An 18,303-nucleotide genomic window follows, 5' to 3' on the forward strand; every position below is an offset into this window, starting at 1 on the left:
TCTATACAGCTTTTTTTTGAAAACACTTAACCCCGATTTAAATATCGCGCAAGTTTTGCTTTTCAAAGACGGCCCTTATGCGCTTTATTTCCCTATAGAGGGTTAGCTCAGAGATTTTTAGTGACCTACTGGCTGCGGCCATACTTAAGCCCTCTTCGCCTAGCAAACGGCAAACCACCTGCTGCCGTTCTGATAGCGCGGAAATGGATATTTTTATATTCAGCTTGAGTTCAATAGCGGCCAGTAAATCAGGGGCGGGGATGCGTTCTATAAGTGCTGGTAGTTCATCGTCACCATCTGGTGGTTGGTCTAAAGACACCGACTTTTCCGCTATGATCCGCTTATCGGATAAGAGGTTGTCTTTAACATTAAGGAGATGGTTTCGTATGACGACCGCCATGAAAGTGGATAAGGACGCGTCGGACTTTTCGTTATACTTGTCTTTAGCCGTCCACCACTTCACCAGGCAGGACTGCAGGAGATCATCAAAGTCCTCTTTCTCCAAGCATGTCCATTGTCTTCGGATTTCGTTTATTAGGTTCTTTACGACACTAATTTCCAGGTCTGTGAAAAGACCTTGGTATTCCAGCTTTTTGTTTGCAAGTTCAGTCATGAGACACCTCCGCTTTATTTTTTCGGTGTCTCGGACTTAACCCCAACAACATGGTACGCCTTGGCGGATGTAAACGAAATCACGGAGGGCTCCGTGATTATTGGATTTCACGTCGGGAACCCTAGAAAAAACAAAAACCGCCTTTCGGCGGTTGATTTTTAAAGCTATTGGCCTGCGCATGGGCAGCCTTTTGCCAAAGAATTAAGGAATTATGGGGTGGGAAGTGCTAAAATTGCTTTATGGGGGATACAATATGACAAAACACAGGTCGTTTAAATTGGATAAATTTCTTAAGGCTGTGGACCCACAACTGAGGACGCAGTTTTTTGCGACATATAAGATTACCTTCCCCCTCGTTGTTAATTTTGAGGACAACAGTTTGGAAGAATTTTGGGAAACTATTCTGGAAGCCGAAAGAGCTAAGATTGAAGAGCGTCTTCACTGCATTAACGATACCGCCGATCACGCCCGCGACTGCTTAGAGCAGGCTTGCCGGGAATATAAAATTGGGAAACAAGAGGACGAAACGTCCGAGACGACCGCAATGCGGGTTTACTTGCATAGTGAGGAAGCGTTCTCCCTGGCATTTGATGCGTATCTTTATTACATACTTTCCGAAAAGGTGAGTCGCCATAGGTTTCAGAAAGCTACTCCTGATTTTAGCGATGGGCAGTTCCCGCAGTTTAAGTCAGCGGTGGAGGTGTATTTTAAGGACTGCGGCAAAAGCTTTCATTGTGACATTCGCCATCGGATTGAGGGTGATAATCACATTATACTGATCGCGCGCGGCGATTTTATGAAAACACAGCTGGTGTTTAAAGACCAGGATGTTAAGACTAGAATTGAATCGTTCAGACCGGCAAAAGAAGATATGCTGGTTTTTAATACGACCAACAATGTTCTGAGCATGAGCCTAAGCAGCCGGAGCGATGATGACAAAAAGAAATATCTTGAGATGGTCGGCGGCGCTTTTCTTGGAGTCGCACAAATAGACGAGGAAACATTAAATAATTCCCTTGTGGATATCAGCCCGATCAAAAAGCGCACTTTCGACTTCAAGGGCAATGAACAAATCGAGTCAGTGAAGCTCACCGAGGTGAATGCAAAGGTCGGCAATGGTTCATTGCGGCTAATATTAAAATCAAACGACCTCTCCAGCATGGAAGCATATGGCATTGGTCCTGACGGCGGGGCCGAGTTCGTGTCCGCAAAGTTGAAGTTCTTTATTAAGCGAGAGGGTAAAAAAAGCAAGGGTTTCATTGTCGAGATAAGGCCGCCTGAAAACAGCAAGATTCAGCATAAAAAAGAGAGGCAGATTATCGAGACATATCTGCGGGCACAAGGGGTTTTACTTGACTGATAAATTGCTCGCATATTTACTCAAGCACCTTGAGGGATTGCCCGATGCAACGTTCTACGAGAGCGAGCTGGCCTGTATCTCATCGTCCGGTTTTTCTGCTCTAAAAAAACAGAAGTATTTGCTCTTTGACCAGTATGATTTTGAGCAGGAGACTTACTGTGATAAGCGCGGTAATGAACGCTTCGTCCAGAAGGTGAATGGTCGGTGGATTGCGACTTCGACAGAGGATTCTGGAATATCGCCGGTATACCTCAAAGAACAGGATCTCAACCGATACGCTTTCAATGTCCAGCCGTTGCTTGCCAACATTAAGACAGGAAACGACCTTACAAAGAATGTCGATGCCGTTACTTCACGGATATGGTTTATCGGTGAGGCAACGGTTATTCAGAATAATATCGGCGTGTTCATGGCTTTCGTATCGGATGATGAGCAGGCGAGGGCCGAACTTTTGGGGTTAAAAGCAAAAATTGGGAAGATGGACGGAATCCTGGTTCTCTGCCCCAGCTATGTGATTAAATCACAGGATTTGTTGAGCAAGCTGGCCGGACAGAATATAGTGTGTCTGACCTTTAAAGAGGCGTTTAGGAAGAAGGACTACGCGATTGATTACAGCAAGGCGCGATTCGGCCAAGCATCTGGCCAGTCATCGCCGAAACTGACTGCGCGGCAAACGGCGGATTATACGAAGTATAAGTATAAGTGCTATGACAAACTGCATATTTCCGGCACAGCCCCGATGAAGCGCAGTAATAGCATCATTGTTAATGGCCACACGATAAAAATGCCGGATGAGGCGTTCAGACTGATAATCGAACTTGTGGTTGAATTGAAGAAAAGAAAGGGCGGCTGGTTGACCAAGAAAATGGAAGAAGGAAAATATCAAATATTTGACCGTGTCAGGAAGCCTTTGGAGGGGAGTCTGCAGGATAAGGATGGGAAAAAATTCATTGAGAACGATGGCTCAAAACACTATCGCATTTCGACGCATCCGGATTTTGTGACTTATGAACTCCGTAATTTAAAAAAACATGCGGATTCAGTGGTTAGTGGGTTTGCGAAAAGAATGCTGAAGCCGTAGGGCATCTGGTAATTACAGGTAAATTTATGGGCGACATTTACAAAAGCGAAGAGTATGGCGGCGGGGGCTTTAATCCACGACAACTCTTTATCCACTTATCATTGTTGCCCCAGGATGTTTTCGACATAAATAATCAATTACGTCCTGCCACAAATATTGTTTGGGGATTGATTCTGCACGAGTATTTCCATTATTTGCAAACCATTTCTTCGCCCGTTTTCATAACGGTCTTTAATAATTGGTTCGGATATCAGACAGATGTGGCGAAAATATTTTCTGGGACCACAAAAACTAGTTTTCCGTTAGCAAACAATAAAGCCCCAGAGATCCAATGCTATATTCAAGGCTTTCAAACCCTATCAGATGAGATCCAGGCAGTCTATGACATCTACACTCCGTTGCAAAAATCCAAACTTCCGATGACTTCAGCATGGGAGTTCTTTGATAAAAGTATTACGCTGGCAAATTATTCAAGGACAGTGCCGATGAAATATATGCTGGTTCCTGAAGGGAATCAGCTATTTGAAGTGCCATTAATTCCATCTGCATTCGCTGAAGGTATGTCTACATCAATCCAATGGTACATCGAAACTGATGGAAAATGGAGCGATTCTCTTCTTGATAGTTATCCAGTGGCTGCCCCAAAAATATTTTATAGTGTTGTTACTCGATGGGTAATTCATCATTTTAGGGAAACCCCACCATTTTGGATTGTGGCATCAATTTGTGATGCGTGTCTTTGTACGTATGACCCTGGACACATGTTTTCTATTATCGCGGACGATTTAATAAAAGCGCCGCCATCCTTGAGAAATACCGAGGATATTCTTCTGTTGCGTTCAAGGCTTCAAAACCTTTATCCGATTCGTGCCGATTTAATAAAAACACTTACTAGGCTTAATGATTTAGATGGCCAATTATCATTGGCTGGACCTAGAGAAGCAGCTGCGGATATGCGGAAAGTAATTATTAGGATGAAGTCGGCAGTTACTGCCCGGCTTTTTGACCACAATTACTTTATACATCCTGCTAATCCAAAAGATATGCTGAGTCATTTTGTGTCAATATTCGGAGCTCCTCTCACAGGTATAGGGCAAGTTAATGCCGAAGACCAAATATATAGCTTAGCCGATGATAAAGAATTTGAGCGCACGACAATGCTTCTAAAGGCAATTTTCCACATAATGGAAGATTCTATTAAAAACGACAGAATATCTCCGTGCCCATTTTACCCGAATCAATGTAAGTCGACTCAAGGTAAATATTGTTTATCCAACCCGTTATGGGCACCAATTAGTAATTCTGCCGGGTGTGTAATGGCTTACGCTGCTTTTACATTGTGTGCTCATAAAAAGGGGCTAAGCCCATTCACTCTCCAAGAAACGGCATATTTTAATTGGCTTTCTCGATGCAATCCAACTGGTGACGATTGGACAGACTGGTTCCATGCGGAGCAAGAATTGTCCGAAGAATAATTTATTACACTAGCGTAATTTCACCTATCTCGCATGTAATATTCTTGGCTGTGTTTTTAGTCGCAGTTAACCTTTTCCATTTCTGCGCTGTATATACGCAGTATGGAAAAACAAGATAACCCTGCGGTAAATTCAAAAGATATTCTTCACGAAGAACGCCTGGACGCCTTAGCGGATGTCTTTGCCGAAGCGTTCGTTTATCTGGGTCAGCGGGGGCTGCTGCCACTCACTGATGACCCGGCCCCGGCCGCGCCAGAACAGCCTAAAAAAGTGAAGAAGCGGAATGTACTTAAAAGCTCTTGATTGTTCCGCGAGAACACCGTATCATTCAATGACAGAGGAGATGTTATGCCCGAAGAAGTAAGTACTTTGAACGCATCGAAGGTGAAGCGCATTGCTATCTACACTCGAAAATCAAATGACGAGAACCTGACGAATGGCGTCACGTCTTTAGATAGCCAAAAATCCTGTTGCAGAAGTTTTATAGAAATAAATAAGTGCAACGGCTGGGAAGAATACCAGGAAGTGTTTGACGATCCCGCCGAAAGCGGAAAGTCATTGAAGCGCCCGGCGATGCAGCGGCTATTAAAACGCATCGCGGAGGGCAAGATTGATGGCGTAATTGTTTACAAGCTTGACCGGCTTACGAGAAACTCGAAAGATTTTCATGGCCTTTTGGAACTATTCGAAAAGCATAATGTGGCATTCATAAGTAGCACCGAAAGCATCGATACAAAAAGCCCTGCTGGCCGTTTGATGACGGCGATTATGGTCCAGTTCGCCCAATACGATAGAGAGCTGGATGTTGTACGGTCCATAGATTTTCACCTTAGCCGCGCTAAAAAGGGTCTATGGACTGGCGGCCTGGCTCCGCTGGGGTATGATGCTAAGGATAAGCACCTAGTCGTAAACGAGAAAGAAGCCGAGCTTGTGAACCGGATATTTAAAATGTACCTGGAGTATCAGTCCACCGTTAGGATTGCGCAGGAATTGAATGACCTTGGCTTTAGGCGGAAGCTCTATACCTCAGCGGGTGGTAACACCTTCGGCGGGAAGCCATTCGACATGGATTCCATCGTGCTTATATTACAGCGTCGGGCATATCTCGGCTATGTGCAAAATACTCGAAGCAAGCAAGAGTTTCAGGGACAGCACAAGCCCATCATAGATAAAGAGCTTTTCGACGAAGTCCAAAAACTGCTGGAGCTGCGTAATCATCGCGGTGGGGAAATCCATGTCGCCAGCAACAAACACGGCTTCCTGCTTAAAGGTTTGCTTACATGCGGAGAGTGCGGTTCTGCGATTGTCCCGACATTTCGTAATAAAAAAGGGCATTACTACCTTTATTATAAGTGCTTGGCACAAAAGGGCGGAATGCCGCACCGGTGCGCCATAACGCCGCTTGGTGCCCGGAAATTTGAATCTTTCATCGTGGAGAATCTTGCGGCGATTGGGTGGGACAGGCCCTTCCTCGAAAGAATCGTTGCTAAGGCACAGAAGCTGGCCAAGGAAAGCCTTACGCCTCTGGACAAGGAGCGTCAGGCGCTTGAAGTACAGCTTAAGACCATCAAGGGCGAGGCTCAGCAGCTACTTAGCCTGGTGAAGTCCGGGAACTCCGCGAGTGAGGTCGTTGAGGAGATTCAGCGCCTGGAGGTGGTCAAGAAAGACCTCGCTGACCGTATTCTTAAAATTGAAGCACTGGCATCGCATAGCCAGAAGGCCGTCTACGATGTCGAAGTGATTCAGGGAGGCTTCCAGCGCTTCGCCGTCTTAATCAACCGGATACCGGTAGAGCATCAGGTTAAGGTTATTCGGACTATTGTTCAGGAAATAATCATCTACAAGAATCGCGTGAAAATTATAGTTCCAGAAATCTCCGTCGAGGAAATCCAAAAGGTGCTAAATGAAAAGTTGGCTTTTGGGGTGGGTGTGTCACCAGAAGAATGGGGGGTAAAAACGAACTTTACGCAAAACAACCGCCGAATTGGGGCGGTTGTAGTGAAAAAAGATTGGCGCCCCCAAGGGGATTCGAACCCCTGATCTCTGCCTTGAAAGGGCAGCGTCCTAACCGCTAGACGATGGGGGCGCAGAAAATAAATCAGCATATGCCGCTTAAAAAGCGCGATTTATTTTGTAAAATATGAGTCTATCAATTACGACGGACAATTGTCAAATTGGACTGCTTCGCTGCAAGTGAAAGATTTTATAAGCCCGCGCGATTACTTTCGTTAGTGAGCGCGGGTACCATATAAGAGAGGTTCAGAGAGCGGGCCGCCAAAGGCGGCTTAGCGAGCGACGAAGGGGAGCTTAGCTCCCCTCGTAGAGCACCGCCCGCTACCTTGTAAAGGGCGGCGTTAATCGCCCCGTGCGCTGTGCAGTGCGCGCGGGGTGCGACAAGGGAGGTAATCGCTTTGGAAGAACAAAAAAATGATATTCCCGCCGGCGAAGCGGAATTGCGCAGGGAATTGGAACTTGTACGGGGCCGTCAAAAGCTGTTGAAAATAGGCGCCGTTATCGTTGCCGTAATATTTCTTGCGGGCGCTGTTTTCGCCTTTGTGTTTTATAGAAAAATTTCAGCCGCCAGCCAGGCCTTTAAAGCGATGGAACAGTCTTTTCCCTCGTCAGGGCTCGTTAAAACGGGGCGGGAAAATAATATAAACGCTTCGACATCAGGTCTATTTCTCTCAAGCGGTTCCGTTTCTTCTTCACTTACGATTTTTAACGGCGCATCCTTTCCCGAAGCTGCGGGCGGGCCGGGGGAAATGCCCGCGGGCGCTACAGAGGTCTACAAGGCGCTGCTGAAATATGCCGACCGCCCGATAGTGAAGGATTTTATCGCTGAGCTTAAGAAAGATCCCTCTTACAGAGAGGCGCTTGCGAATACAGGCAGTAACAACCCCATGAAAGTCATCGCCAATATCCACAACATAAAAGGCATGGATAAAATCATAGCAAAATTCACCTTCAGGCCGGATTTTATGAAACTTATGATGGAGGTGGTGGCGGACCCTGAACTTAAACCGCTTCTAAGCGGCATGCCTCAGCTGGGCCGGTTGCCGGCGGCGGGGGCAGGCATGGCTATTCCTCAGATACCGGCCGCTATGCCTTTACCCGCAGGGACGCAGGAACGTAATCCTGTGGGGCCGGGTTCCGACACCGAGATTAAATTCGACCCATCGGCCATAAACGGCGGCGCTCAAAGCGATTCTGTCGCGGTAAAACGGAAAGCTCCTCCGCCGGTAGGGAACTAGGAGCCATCAGCCGGTTGAAAGAATGCATGGGGGGGGGCGGTTTAAGACCTAAAAAGTGCAATTTTTTTGTAACAGTCTTTTCATATAATCTTGTAATAGTGAAGTATTCCAAGGTAAAGGTATAAGGGCGTAAAGAGGGTTTGGAAAATTAAGAATCGCGGCAGCCGTTGTTTCGGTTATCGTTACGTCATCAGCCCCGCTTTTTTGCGCTATATCCGGGTCTATAGGCACAGTCTCGTTAATAACCGGTGGTTTTGTGCCAAAAAGGCGGGGTTAGTTTGGTATAATTATACTCTATGTGGCTCAGGAACTTTTTGCGTTTACTAAAGAGAGCGGGCAAGCCTATCAGCATTTTTATTATTCCGCATAACGGCCTGCCATCGCTTCGTTTTAACCTGCCTGTGTTCTTCTTTATTCTGTTCGGGGGGGCATGGACGTTTGCCACCATTTGGGCCGGTTACACGGCCAGCAGGCATTTTGACTATTATGTCACCAAACTGGATAATAGGATGCTCAGAACCAAAATGGCCTCGGTTTCGGAACAGGTGGAGCAGGGAATGGCCTACCTGGAGATGACCAAAAAAACCGACAATCAGCTGCGTAAAATGCTCGGCATGCGCACCGAACTTCAAGGCGAGGTTGATTCTCTCGGGGGCGCGGGAGCCGCCGATCTGTCGGATTTCAGAAAAATGCTTTCCCGTAAGGCTGACGAGATAAAGGAAAAAACGCTCAGCGGTTCCATCACTAAAATGCAGGAGGAATCCCGCAAGCGCCTTTCCAGCTACTCCGAAATTACCTGGTATATGGCAAACCGCCATAACTCCGCGCGCGCCACGCCTTCCATATGGCCCGCTCAGGGCCGCATCACTTCCCCTTTCGGCTACCGCATGGCGCCTTTAAGAGCCGCGAGCGAGTATCATACCGGAATAGACGTAGCCAACGAAGCCGGCACGCCGGTACATGCTACGGCTGACGGCGTGGTGCGCCATTCCGGCTGGGCTCAGGGCTATGGTATGTGCGTGGTTGTGGACCACGGTTTCGGCTATTCCACCCTTTACGGGCACATGAGCGAACTTTCGGTTAAGGAAGGCGCAATTCTGAAACGCGGACAACTGGTGGGCCGCATGGGCTCCACCGGCACTTCAACGGGCAATCACCTGCATTACGAGGTTTGGGTGGCCGGCATACCTAAAGATCCCATGCGTTTCCTTGAGGTCAGGGTAAAAAACAGCAATTTCGGCGGTATTTTTGACGGCATTTTCGGAAGTTTGTAGAGCCAGGGCACAAAGGGACAGAGGCGCATAAGTTATAAGTAACTTCTTCACTTGTGCCTGTGTGCCTTTAAAACTTTATCACTTCTCATAAATAAAGGAATATATGGGGCTTTTTAAGAATACCGGAATTTCGTTTGAATCCAAAAATGGCGACACTATCATAGGGAATGCCGCTTATTTTCAGGGAACGCTTACGGCCAAAGGCTCGCTTAAAATTGACGGGCGCGTTGACGGCTCCATAGTGGACGCGAAGATAGTTACTATCGGCAAAACCGGAAAGATAAAGGGCGATATTTCCTGTGAGATCTGCTATGTTTGCGGCGACGTTAAAGGAAATATTACGGCCCTTGACCACATTGAAGCTGTTGTCGGGGCCCGCATAGACGGAGATTTGCGCGCCCCGAAGATAATACTTGAAGACGGAGCGGTTTTTAACGGCAATTGCCGGATGGAAAGCGGCAAAGATGTTAAAAAAGAAAAGCCCGAAAGAATTGAGTCCAGATAAGGCTTAAGCCGGATATTTTGCACAGCCTTGCGACAGGCGGAACATCAAGGAGCGCGGAAAATGATATCTTTCTTTTCAAAACATAAAAGAATATTTTTCATCATAATTTCGGTGGTGTTTTTGGGTTCCATTTTTTTCATAAGCGGCCAGATCTTCAGTTCCTCGGCGTCCGCCGCAGTGGCCGATGTGGGCGGGAAAAAAATCCCCTACCAGCAGTTCAGGATGCAGGTTAACAGAATATTGGCCAATTTCAGGGAATCCGGCACCGAAACAAATGACGCTATGATGAAAAGCGTCAAGCAGGAAGTTTTCCGCGATATGGTTGTTGAAGAGCTTTTCTCGTCCCAGGCGGAAAAAATGGGGATGCGGGTGCCGGACTTCGAGGTGGCGGTTGAAATACAAAACACTCCACAGTTCAGGGAAGGTTCGGGCTTCAGTCCCAGGCGCTATTACCAGACGATCTATAACGAGTTCCAGATGTCTCCCGCCGAGTATGAAGCCTGGCGAAAAAAGGCCCGGCTTGCCTCCAAGTTCAAACAGTTCATATACACGACCGTGAAAGTTACCCCTGACGAGGCAAAGGCTTATTACTTGACGAAGAACAAGGGCCTTAAAGACTTTGAGAAAGATAAAGCCAAGTATGCCGAAGAGCTTTCAAAAGACAAGTTCGCGAACCTTGCCAACTATATGCTGCGTCAGTTGACTTCGCAGATAGAAATAAAGAGCTACATGGAACTGCGGGAACAGGGCCGGTAACAGGGGTTAGCGAAATAGTGAATAGCGAACAGCGAAGTAGCGAAGTGGCGAATAAAAACTGTCGAAATCCGTTTTTCCGCCCCTCTTCGCTGTTTCCCTGTTCGCTATTTCGCTGTCTCTCTATCCAATGATCAAAATCCAACACCTCACTAAAACCTTCGGCGCCTGCAAAGCCGTGGATAATCTGAGCCTTAATGTGGCGGCCGGAGAGATTTTCGGTTTTTTGGGCCCGAACGGCGCGGGCAAAACCACCACCGTAAAAATTCTTTCGGGCATTATGGCCCCCACTTCCGGCAGGGTGCTGGTGGCGGGTTTTGACATAGCGCGGCAGCCGCTTGAAGCCAAACGTCTTATCGCCTATATACCGGACGAGCCTTTCATTTATCCAAAACTTACCGGCTTTGAGTTTTTACGGTTTTTGGGCGATCTCTATGATGTGCCGCATGGCGAGCAAATGCGGCGCATCCCTGAACTGCTTGAAACCTTTGAGCTTTCGGCCCAGAGAGGGGAATTGCTGGAGAGCTATTCCCACGGGATGAAACAAAAACTGCTTATCGCCGGAATGCTCCTTCGCAAACCCCGAGTCGTGCTTTTTGACGAACCCACTGTCGGGCTTGACCCGAAAAGCATCCGCCGCTTCAAAATACTGCTCTCCGAGATGGTCAAAAACGGGGCAGCGGTTTTTATGTGCACGCACATCCTTGAAATGGCGGAGAAGCTCTGCACCTCGGTGGGTATTATTCATAATGGCCGGCTGATAGCCAAAGATACGGTGTCCGCCGTAAAACGGCTTGTGGCCGGGTCCGACCAGAAATCACTCGAAGACGTGTTCTTGGAGTTAACCAGTGAGCCATAAAACAGTAATCGGTAACCGGTAGTCGGTATTCAGTAACTGGTTACCGGACACTGGTTACTGATTACCGGTTACTGTCCCTGCCTATGCCCCTGCTTCTTCGACGAAAATTTATTTGCGCCGTGAATACCCTGAAAGGTCTGCGCGGCTGGAAACTGGTAAAAAACCTGCTTTTCATCGGCGTGGGTCTGCTGATGCTTTCCATTATGTACGCGGGGTTCTGGCGCCTGCTGCGATACCTTGAAGCGGTTCAGTTGATAGGCCCCATACTTTCCTGGAAGCTCACCTCCATGGTATTGCTCATGACTTTTTCCATGATCGTGGTTTCCTCCATAATAATTTCAATGACCACGCTTTATTATTCTTCCGACCTGAAATTTCTTTTTTCCTGCCCGCTGCCTGAGCGCTCTATTTTCCTTGACAAGGCGGGCGAGACGGTATTTTACTCGTCCTGGACGCTGCTGCTTGCCATACTGCCCTATATACTGGCGCTGGGCAGGGTTAAAGGCCTTGGCGCCGGTTTTTATCTTTCTTACGCGGCGCTGATGGTTCCTTTCGTTCTGCTCGCGGGGGCGTTCGGCATTATTTTCAGCATGCTGGTTATGTACGCTTTCCCCTCGTCCCGCACGCGCGATATTACCTGGCTGCTTGGCAGCGTTTCTGTGGCCTTCGTTTACATGATGGTCCGTTTCTCAAAGCCGGAAAAACTCATCCGCCCCGACGCGCTTGCCGTGGTGGCGCAATATATTGAATACCTTCAGTCTCCGACGGCCAAATACCTGCCTTCCTGGTGGGTGACCAAGGCCATGATCGCCTACTCAAGCGGTCATTGGGCGGATTTCGGGCTTTATGCCATAGCCCTGTTCGCCGCGGGACTCGCGCTTTACGGTTTCATGTATTACCTGGCCGGGTTTGTTTACGCCCGGGGTTTTAGCGGGGCGCAGAGTTCGGCAAGATTTCATGGAAAAAATAAAATGCTTTGGGAACAGAGCCTGGCGCTTAAAAGCGTGCGGTTTAAAACTGCGCTCACGCTTTACTGGAAAGACCGCCTTCTTCTGCTGCGCGACGCCCGCTATTGGTCGCAGATAATACTCATAGCCGCGCTTATTGTGGTTTACCTTTTCAGCGTCCGGCAGCTTCCCTTAGAAACCCCGGACCTGAAGAGTCTCATCTCGTTCCTGAATATAGGAGTGGCCGGTTTTGTGGTCGCAGCCATAGGCCTGCGGTTTACCTTTCCCGCAATAAGTCTTGAGGGAGGCAGTTTCTGGCTGCTAAAGGCCGCTCCGGTTACCGCTTCCGGGATAATGACAGAAAAACTTCTGCTATCGGCCGTCCCCTCCATGCTGCTGGGATTTGTTTTGATAAGTTTTTCAAACTATCTCCTTAACGCCGACAGGTTCGTATCGGCGCTTTCTGTTTTCACTATAGTCACAGCCGCGCTGGTACTTTCGGTTATGGGGATAGGCCTTGGGGCGCTGTTCCCGGATTTCAAAGTGGAAAATATACACCAGCTGGAATCCTCTTACGGCGGTTTTATCTACATGGCAGCCTCCATGGGTTATTTGGGGCTGGTGGTCGCAATCGAGGCCTGGCCGGTGCAGATGCACTTTGCCGAACACTTCGGGCGGAAAAACCCCTGGGATTTCAGAATAATCGGCTTTTGCGCGCTGATGTTCTTACTGATAAATGCCGCGGCGTTGATCGTTCCATGGAAACTGGGGCTGAGAAATCTGGAAAAGCAGGAAGTGTAGGGGGGAATTAGTAACCGGTAGCCGGTAATCAGTAACCAGTGAAGAGCGAATGTTAAGCGGTAGATGAAAGATGTCAGGTAAGTGGAGTGTCCACAAAAGAGGAAAAATCTTAATGGTAAAAATAAAATTTACAGTGATTTCCATCCACCGGTTACCGGTTACCGGTTACTGGTCACTGGTTCTCGGGTGCTGTTTACTCTTTACCGGCTACTGTTTCGCGGCCAACCCCTGCGCCGGCAAGTTTTACGCGCAGGGTGACGCGAAAAAGCCGTTCTTCGCCCTTACCTTTGACGACGGACCCGGCTATATAACCATGGACCTTTTAAAGCTGCTTGAAAAATACGGCGTTAAAGCCTCTTTCTTTATGCTGGGTTCCGCGGCTAAAACCTATCCGGAACGGGCGAGGGCCGTGGCGAAAGCGGGACATCTTGTGTGTAATCACACCTTTGCCCATAAAAATTATTTCAAGCTGGATAAGTCGCCTGATAAGGAAAAAATACTGGACTCGGAAATTATAAAAGCGCAAAAGGAAATAGAAGGCGCTTCCGGAGTCAGGCCTGTGTTTCTTAGAATGCCGAACGGCTACAACAGGGGCTGGGTGGCTAAAGTGGCGTCCAAAAACGGCTATACCCTGGTTAACTGGACGTACGGAAGCGACTGGACAAAGATTTCTGAGGAGCAAATGACGGCCCAATACCTTAAAAATCTTGCGCCGGGAGCAATTTTCCTGCTGCACGACGGCGGGGGGGAAGTAAAGGGAAAAAATTTGCGTATTGTCGAAAAACTTCTGCTGGAAGCGCAAAAAAAAGGGCTGAAAGCCATAAGGCTGGACGAGTTATTGGGAATAAGGCAGGTAACCGGCAACCAGTGACCGGTAAACAGTTTGGCGTAAATAACAGCGGTAATCGTGACTGGCAAATGTTGTAGAATAGTCCTCGAGAAATATTTCTTGAATAAGCCCGCGTGCAGTGCGAGCGGGGTGCGAGAAGTTGACATTACCTTATTGTTCAGGAATTACAGCTCGGGAGGTTTAACAAGCGACAAGACTGTGACAGTGCCGTATCAAGGCCTATGGCCGACAGACGGCCTGAACGAAGTGAAGGTAGCGAGTGAACACAAGGAGGGGAAACCGCAATGCGGTGTCCCCTCAGTAGTTGGGAAAGGGTGCAGAGCCCGTCCTTGTGGGAGCACCGCCCGTCACCTTATAAAGGGCGGCGTTAATCGCCCCGCACGCTATGCAGTGCGAGCGGGGTGCGACAATGGGCAAGTGGCGGAACTGGTAGACGCGCAGGTCTCAAAAACCTGTTTGCCTCTGGCGAGTGAGGGTTCGACTCCCTCCTTGCCCATTTTCATAAAGCGGGGCGAGGTAAGGCAGAGTATAGAAACAACAGGTAATTCAGTATAGGTTCAGGCAGAGTGAAAAATTGCAGTTGTTTTACCCGGGCTTTTACCTTTATCTGCTGTTTATGCTTTGATCGGGTTTTTTTATGAGGTTGAAATGAGCGATAAAAAAAAAGTGCTTATAGTTGATGATGATTCTAATTTCAGCACCATGCTTAAATGTGCGCTTGAGGATGATTTTAGCGTTATTACCGCGTTTGATGGCCGGGAAGGGGTGGAGAAAGCTGTGACTGAAGTTCCCAGCCTGATAGTAATGGATGTGATGATGCCGAATATCTCCGGCCTGGAAATGCTCAGGATGCTTCTTGCTGAGGAAGCAACCCGCGGTATACCTGTTCTGGTAGCTACCGGCAGCAACTATGCCTCACTGGAGTCGATTTTTAAACAGGAGATCAATGTCCGCGAGGTTATTTCCAAAACAACCCCTATCACCGAGATACTTGCTATAGTGAAAAATATACTTGGCGCCTGATATCGGTGAAAATAAAAGGCGGCACATGCCTGAAAAAATGAAAGTGTTGTTGGTTGACGATAATATAAATTTTCTTCAGCTGGCCCAGATGGCTTTGAGCTCGGAGGAGTATCAGGTTTTTACCGGCGCCAACGGACAGGAAGGGTTCGATTTTGCCATTGCCCAGCACCCGGACGTAATACTTACCGATGTCATGATGCCGAAAGTATCCGGCCTGGAATTCCTGCGCATGCTGCTTTCAGAGGAAGAAACCAAAAATATCCCGGTTATTGTAATGACAGCCAGCCACTTTGATCCCTCCACCGAAATGATGTTCAAGCAGGAGACCAATGTTAAAGGTTTCCTTCAAAAACCCTGCCCTCTGAATATAATGAAAGACGCTATCGCGCAGGCGTTAAAAAAACAGACGCCATAGGCTATAGGCTTTATGCCATAGGCTTTTAAGGGAAAGTTTCCTTATGGGGCTTATGGCTTCAAGCTTACGGCTTATGGCGTTGTCACGTATACGGTATGCTTATCCGCGTGGGTTCCGGCTTCGGTTTCCAGCGGAATTCGGTTTCCTGAAGTTCCACGGCTATCTGCACTATTTCTTTTATGACGCAGGTCACGGGTATGGAAAAAACAAGTCCCCATAAACCGCCCAATTCCCCGCCGGCGAGCAGGGCGAAAAGTATCACCGCGGGGTTCAGCTTTACCGCTTTTTTCATGATATAGGGTTGAAGCACCCAGTCGTCGGTAAAGCGCAGGCCCGCGAAAAAAATAAGGATTTTTATTATCGGGATAAAAGTCCCGAATTGGAAATACGCCACAACGGACGAAACCACGGCGCCCACTATCGCTCCCAGGTAAGGCACCAGGCTTGAAATCCCGATAAGGATGGCGATAAAAGCCGAGTAATTAAGACCCAGCATCATAAGACCGGCGAACGCGATCAGGAAAATAATAAACGCCTCAGTCAGTATTCCCCGAAGGTAATTGCCGAGCGAGGCGTCAATTCTTGAAGCGATATGCAGCACCAGTTCCGCGTGCTGTGCGGGAATATGGTCAAGCAGGTAATCTATAAGCCCTGCGCCGCCCAGAAGTATGAAGAAAGTGATAAAGGGGACCACAAATAAAAGCGTCAGCGCGGGTAAAAGGCCGATCAGAAAAGGCGGTACCGCCTCCATGTAATGCATAAGTTTCTCGTCCAGCTTCAGCGAGGCCGCGAAAGGGTATTTATTTATAAGCGTGGCGTTGAAATTAACCATGAATTTTTGTATGCGCTCCGCGTAAAGCGGCCACGACTGCTGCAAGGTTTCAATTTCAAATGAAAGGAAATGGAAGAGGAGGTAAATGATGACAAAGATGGCGGTTCCCGCCGTAAGGTATAGCCCGATCACGGCGTAACTCCGTTTGATGCCGCGCACTTCGAAATATTTTATCACTGGGCTTAATATATAGGCGAGGGCGGCGCTTAAAATAAACGGAAATACCGCGCCCCTGGCCAGCACGATCAAAGCTAATCCGGCCAGCACCAAAAATATCGGCAGCAGGTATTCCGAATAGCTTTTTTTCTGTGTTGTCGTTTCGCTTGTCATCGGGCGGGCGGCCTGTCTATATAGGTCCGGAGCCTGGCGGACAGTATCTTTGCCAACTGTGAAGCTATAACCACGCCTATTTTCGGCCTGGCAAAAAACAGCGACTCCAGTTTTATCTTAAACAGCATAAACACCCTGGTTTCCTCAAGGGCGCAGGCGGTTGCGGTGCGGGGCATTTCCTCCAAAAGCGCCATCTCGCCGAAAAATTCCCCGGGCTGCACCTCCGCTATCAGCTCGTTTTTTTGTGTTACCGGGTCCAGGCGTGACAGGGCGATCTTTCCGGAAAAAACTATGAACAGCGCGCGGCCTATATCGCCCTGCGTGAATATGATCTCTCCCTTAAGGTAAGTCCGCTCCTGCAGATTTTCAAGCACATGTATCAGACTGCGCTTGTTTATGCCTTCAAAAAGACGTATGCGCTTTAAGAAGACCAGTTTTGAGAGGACATCTTCGTCGTAAAGCTTGTTGAAAAAGTTGAATATTTTCATTTTTTTGTGAATAGCCCGTAAACCGCCTGAGCTATCCTGAACCAGCCCGAAGCAACGCCGCTTGAAACTGTTTTTACGGCGTTGACAATAGGGTCAAGCGCGGTCAGTTTGCTGTCGGCGTTCAAGGCCAGGTATTCCACGGCCCTGGCGGTGTTCCTTACCTGCGCGAGTGTAAGTATAGCCTGCACGGCCAGCGCCACGAACATGACAGTGACTGTAACGGCGCAAATAACCAAAGTGATCGACATGTGTACGCTCCCAAAAAGCAGATTTGGTTCCATTATTCAAAGTATATAAAATAAATCAGGGGGCGGAACACTTTTTATAAGGGCGGGCGCGGTCAGGGTTCCCTTGAAAGTTCTTTCTCGGAAACGGCGCAGCGGAAGCCTATGTCGTCGTTAGGCTGGCGCGTGCTGGCCCTGTTGCCGGACCGCGCCGAGTTTGCGTCGGAAGCCCAGGAGCCGCCCCTTATGACGTGTTCGCGTCCTGTTTTCGGGCCCTGGGGGTTTGTGACGAAGCGCAGGGCGTAATAATTCTTATCGTAGAAGTCGGATACCCACTCCCATACATTGCCGTTCATGTCGCTCAGGCCGTAATTGTTAGGCTTCCTGGTTCCCACGGGATGAGGCACTTCCCCGGAATTGGTTTCCAGCCAGGCAAATCCCTCCGCCGAGTATGGGGAGTCGCCGAATGAGTAGGCCTCATTCGAACCGGCGCGGGCTGCGGCCTCCCATTCCGCCTCGGTGGGAAGGCGCTTCTTCTTCCAGCGGCAGTAGGCGGCAGCGTCATCCCATGTGACGCCGAACATGGGGCAATTGTGGCAGTGCTTGATGATGTCCGCCAAGTGCCGGTAATACTTGTCGGAACCGGTGGAGATGTTGAACTTGCCTCCGGGCTTCACCCATTCCGGGTAATTGCCGCGCATAGCGCGAGTGAACTGCGTGTAATCGTCTATGGTGACTTCTGTCTTGTCAATATAGAACGGGTCAAGCATTACGTCCGCGACGGGCTTTTCGTCAGGGTCACCCAGGCCTTCCGGTGAGCCGCGGCGGTACTTGCCCCCAGGCATGGGCGCCATGCCGGCAGCCTTTTTAAGCAGTTTTTCCTGCATGATGTTCGCAAGATAATGGCGCGCGGAGTTAAGGCATACGCCGCAGGCCGGGTCTGCGCTTTCGCTCTGAATATATTCCAGCAGTTCAGACTTTGCGGCATCGCCTCCGGAAGACAGCGCGCGAAGCGGAACCGCGCAGACCGGGAGCAGCGCGGAAAAAAAGAAAAATATGCGCATCGGGAGGATATTTTGTTTTTTCATGCGTAAATTACGGAAAGGACAGTACCTTGACCTTATATATAGTGACGCTAATTAGCTATTATAATATTTTTATAAGGCCGTTGCGAAACCATAAAAAATGTCAGTCCGGAATAGACCGCGTCGGTTCCCTTTTT

General features: G+C 48.6%; 19 protein-coding genes and 2 tRNA genes. 15 read left to right on the plus strand and 6 right to left on the minus strand.

Annotated features, from left to right (window positions below; all coding sequences use genetic code 11):
* Positions 1-37: 37 nt before the first annotated feature.
* Positions 38-613 carry a sigma-70 family RNA polymerase sigma factor gene (locus tag NTX59_10355; protein ID MCX5786080.1) on the minus strand — a complete coding sequence of 192 codons (576 nt, stop codon included), beginning with the start codon at positions 611-613 and terminating at the stop codon, positions 38-40.
* Positions 614-866: 253 nt separating this feature from the next.
* On the opposite strand from NTX59_10355, the gene NTX59_10360 reads away from it, so the two are divergent.
* The 5 genes from NTX59_10360 (at position 867) to NTX59_10380 (ending at position 6,569) form a co-directional block, all read left to right on the plus strand.
* Positions 867-1,973, plus strand: coding sequence for a hypothetical protein (locus tag NTX59_10360; protein ID MCX5786081.1), 1,107 nt, complete (start codon positions 867-869; stop codon positions 1,971-1,973).
* Positions 1,966-3,054, plus strand: a complete 1,089-nt coding sequence (locus tag NTX59_10365) for a hypothetical protein (GenBank protein ID MCX5786082.1) — start codon at positions 1,966-1,968, stop codon at positions 3,052-3,054. Before NTX59_10360 ends, NTX59_10365 begins: the two co-directional genes overlap by 8 nt.
* Positions 3,055-3,080: 26 nt before the next feature.
* Positions 3,081-4,529, plus strand: coding sequence for a hypothetical protein (locus NTX59_10370; GenBank protein MCX5786083.1), 1,449 nt, complete (start codon positions 3,081-3,083; stop codon positions 4,527-4,529).
* A gap of 102 nt (positions 4,530-4,631) precedes the next feature.
* Positions 4,632-4,832 (plus strand): hypothetical protein, encoded by a 201-nt coding sequence (locus NTX59_10375; protein ID MCX5786084.1) that lies wholly within the window; start codon positions 4,632-4,634, stop codon positions 4,830-4,832.
* Between the two features lie 45 nt (positions 4,833-4,877).
* Complete coding sequence (locus NTX59_10380; GenBank protein ID MCX5786085.1) at positions 4,878-6,569, plus strand: recombinase family protein; 1,692 nt, start codon at positions 4,878-4,880, stop codon at positions 6,567-6,569.
* Here NTX59_10380 and NTX59_10385 read toward each other — a convergent pair.
* Positions 6,540-6,615: transfer RNA gene (locus NTX59_10385), tRNA-Glu, on the minus strand. The genes NTX59_10380 and NTX59_10385 overlap by 30 nt on opposite strands.
* A gap of 325 nt (positions 6,616-6,940) precedes the next feature.
* Here NTX59_10385 and NTX59_10390 point away from each other — a divergent pair.
* The 10 genes from NTX59_10390 (at position 6,941) to NTX59_10435 (ending at position 15,207) form a co-directional block, all read left to right on the plus strand.
* Positions 6,941-7,780, plus strand: coding sequence for a hypothetical protein (locus NTX59_10390; protein ID MCX5786086.1), 840 nt, complete (start codon positions 6,941-6,943; stop codon positions 7,778-7,780).
* A gap of 509 nt (positions 7,781-8,289) precedes the next feature.
* Positions 8,290-9,054 (plus strand): peptidoglycan DD-metalloendopeptidase family protein, encoded by a 765-nt coding sequence (locus NTX59_10395; GenBank protein ID MCX5786087.1) that lies wholly within the window; start codon positions 8,290-8,292, stop codon positions 9,052-9,054.
* 103 nt (positions 9,055-9,157) lie between these two features.
* Positions 9,158-9,559 carry a polymer-forming cytoskeletal protein gene (locus tag NTX59_10400; protein ID MCX5786088.1) on the plus strand — a complete coding sequence of 134 codons (402 nt, stop codon included), beginning with the start codon at positions 9,158-9,160 and terminating at the stop codon, positions 9,557-9,559.
* 60 nt (positions 9,560-9,619) lie between these two features.
* Positions 9,620-10,315 carry a SurA N-terminal domain-containing protein gene (locus NTX59_10405; GenBank protein ID MCX5786089.1) on the plus strand — a complete coding sequence of 232 codons (696 nt, stop codon included), beginning with the start codon at positions 9,620-9,622 and terminating at the stop codon, positions 10,313-10,315.
* Positions 10,316-10,442: 127 nt separating this feature from the next.
* Positions 10,443-11,171 (plus strand): ABC transporter ATP-binding protein, encoded by a 729-nt coding sequence (locus tag NTX59_10410; protein ID MCX5786090.1) that lies wholly within the window; start codon positions 10,443-10,445, stop codon positions 11,169-11,171.
* Positions 11,172-11,254: 83 nt separating this feature from the next.
* Positions 11,255-12,919 (plus strand): hypothetical protein, encoded by a 1,665-nt coding sequence (locus NTX59_10415; protein ID MCX5786091.1) that lies wholly within the window; start codon positions 11,255-11,257, stop codon positions 12,917-12,919.
* Between the two features lie 112 nt (positions 12,920-13,031).
* Positions 13,032-13,790, plus strand: coding sequence for a polysaccharide deacetylase family protein (locus tag NTX59_10420; protein ID MCX5786092.1), 759 nt, complete (start codon positions 13,032-13,034; stop codon positions 13,788-13,790).
* 390 nt (positions 13,791-14,180) lie between these two features.
* Positions 14,181-14,265, plus strand: a tRNA-Leu gene (locus NTX59_10425).
* A 152-nt stretch (positions 14,266-14,417) separates the two neighbouring features.
* Positions 14,418-14,792 carry a response regulator gene (locus tag NTX59_10430; GenBank protein ID MCX5786093.1) on the plus strand — a complete coding sequence of 125 codons (375 nt, stop codon included), beginning with the start codon at positions 14,418-14,420 and terminating at the stop codon, positions 14,790-14,792.
* A 25-nt stretch (positions 14,793-14,817) separates the two neighbouring features.
* Positions 14,818-15,207: a response regulator gene (locus tag NTX59_10435; protein ID MCX5786094.1), complete on the plus strand. Its 390-nt coding sequence runs from the start codon at positions 14,818-14,820 to the stop codon at positions 15,205-15,207.
* An 82-nt stretch (positions 15,208-15,289) separates the two neighbouring features.
* Here NTX59_10435 and NTX59_10440 read toward each other — a convergent pair whose 3' ends face one another.
* The 4 genes from NTX59_10440 to NTX59_10455 all read right to left on the minus strand — a co-directional run bounded on the left by NTX59_10440 (position 15,290) and on the right by NTX59_10455 (position 18,169).
* A complete protein-coding gene (locus NTX59_10440; GenBank protein ID MCX5786095.1) occupies positions 15,290-16,369 on the minus strand; it encodes an AI-2E family transporter in 1,080 nt (359 codons plus the stop codon).
* Entirely contained in the window at positions 16,366-16,857 is a 492-nt protein-coding gene (locus NTX59_10445) for a cyclic nucleotide-binding domain-containing protein (protein ID MCX5786096.1), read from the minus strand. The genes NTX59_10440 and NTX59_10445 overlap by 4 nt, the downstream gene beginning before the upstream one ends.
* A complete protein-coding gene (locus tag NTX59_10450; GenBank protein MCX5786097.1) occupies positions 16,854-17,105 on the minus strand; it encodes a hypothetical protein in 252 nt (83 codons plus the stop codon). Before NTX59_10450 ends, NTX59_10445 begins: the two co-directional genes overlap by 4 nt.
* Positions 17,106-17,197: 92 nt before the next feature.
* Positions 17,198-18,169: an SUMF1/EgtB/PvdO family nonheme iron enzyme gene (locus NTX59_10455; GenBank protein MCX5786098.1), complete on the minus strand. Its 972-nt coding sequence runs from the start codon at positions 18,167-18,169 to the stop codon at positions 17,198-17,200.
* Between the last annotated feature and the right edge of the window lie 134 nt (positions 18,170-18,303).

It is taken from the genome of Elusimicrobiota bacterium, assembly GCA_026388155.1.
GTDB lineage: Bacteria > Elusimicrobiota > Elusimicrobia > Elusimicrobiales > UBA9959 > UBA9634.

What these genes read in the sequence shown, in the direction of transcription:
- NTX59_10410 (MCX5786090.1), top strand. Translation starts at nt 10,443, where the DNA reads ATGATCAAAATCCAACACCTCACTAAAACCTTCGGCGCCTGCAAAGCC.
- NTX59_10435 (MCX5786094.1), top strand. Translation starts at nt 14,818, where the DNA reads ATGCCTGAAAAAATGAAAGTGTTGTTGGTTGACGATAATATAAATTTT.
- NTX59_10400 (MCX5786088.1), top strand. Translation starts at nt 9,158, where the DNA reads ATGGGGCTTTTTAAGAATACCGGAATTTCGTTTGAATCCAAAAATGGC.
- NTX59_10415 (MCX5786091.1), top strand. Translation starts at nt 11,255, where the DNA reads ATGCCCCTGCTTCTTCGACGAAAATTTATTTGCGCCGTGAATACCCTG.
- NTX59_10395 (MCX5786087.1), top strand. Translation starts at nt 8,290, where the DNA reads ATGCTCAGAACCAAAATGGCCTCGGTTTCGGAACAGGTGGAGCAGGGA.
- NTX59_10375 (MCX5786084.1), top strand. Translation starts at nt 4,632, where the DNA reads ATGGAAAAACAAGATAACCCTGCGGTAAATTCAAAAGATATTCTTCAC.
- NTX59_10355 (MCX5786080.1), bottom strand. Translation starts at nt 613, where the DNA reads ATGACTGAACTTGCAAACAAAAAGCTGGAATACCAAGGTCTTTTCACA.
- NTX59_10380 (MCX5786085.1), top strand. Translation starts at nt 4,878, where the DNA reads ATGCCCGAAGAAGTAAGTACTTTGAACGCATCGAAGGTGAAGCGCATT.
- NTX59_10360 (MCX5786081.1), top strand. Translation starts at nt 867, where the DNA reads ATGACAAAACACAGGTCGTTTAAATTGGATAAATTTCTTAAGGCTGTG.
- NTX59_10370 (MCX5786083.1), top strand. Translation starts at nt 3,081, where the DNA reads ATGGGCGACATTTACAAAAGCGAAGAGTATGGCGGCGGGGGCTTTAAT.
- NTX59_10405 (MCX5786089.1), top strand. Translation starts at nt 9,620, where the DNA reads ATGATATCTTTCTTTTCAAAACATAAAAGAATATTTTTCATCATAATT.
- NTX59_10450 (MCX5786097.1), bottom strand. Translation starts at nt 17,105, where the DNA reads ATGTCGATCACTTTGGTTATTTGCGCCGTTACAGTCACTGTCATGTTC.
- NTX59_10440 (MCX5786095.1), bottom strand. Translation starts at nt 16,369, where the DNA reads ATGACAAGCGAAACGACAACACAGAAAAAAAGCTATTCGGAATACCTG.
- NTX59_10445 (MCX5786096.1), bottom strand. Translation starts at nt 16,857, where the DNA reads ATGAAAATATTCAACTTTTTCAACAAGCTTTACGACGAAGATGTCCTC.
- NTX59_10430 (MCX5786093.1), top strand. Translation starts at nt 14,418, where the DNA reads ATGAGCGATAAAAAAAAAGTGCTTATAGTTGATGATGATTCTAATTTC.
- NTX59_10420 (MCX5786092.1), top strand. Translation starts at nt 13,032, where the DNA reads ATGGTAAAAATAAAATTTACAGTGATTTCCATCCACCGGTTACCGGTT.
- NTX59_10455 (MCX5786098.1), bottom strand. Translation starts at nt 18,169, where the DNA reads ATGAAAAAACAAAATATCCTCCCGATGCGCATATTTTTCTTTTTTTCC.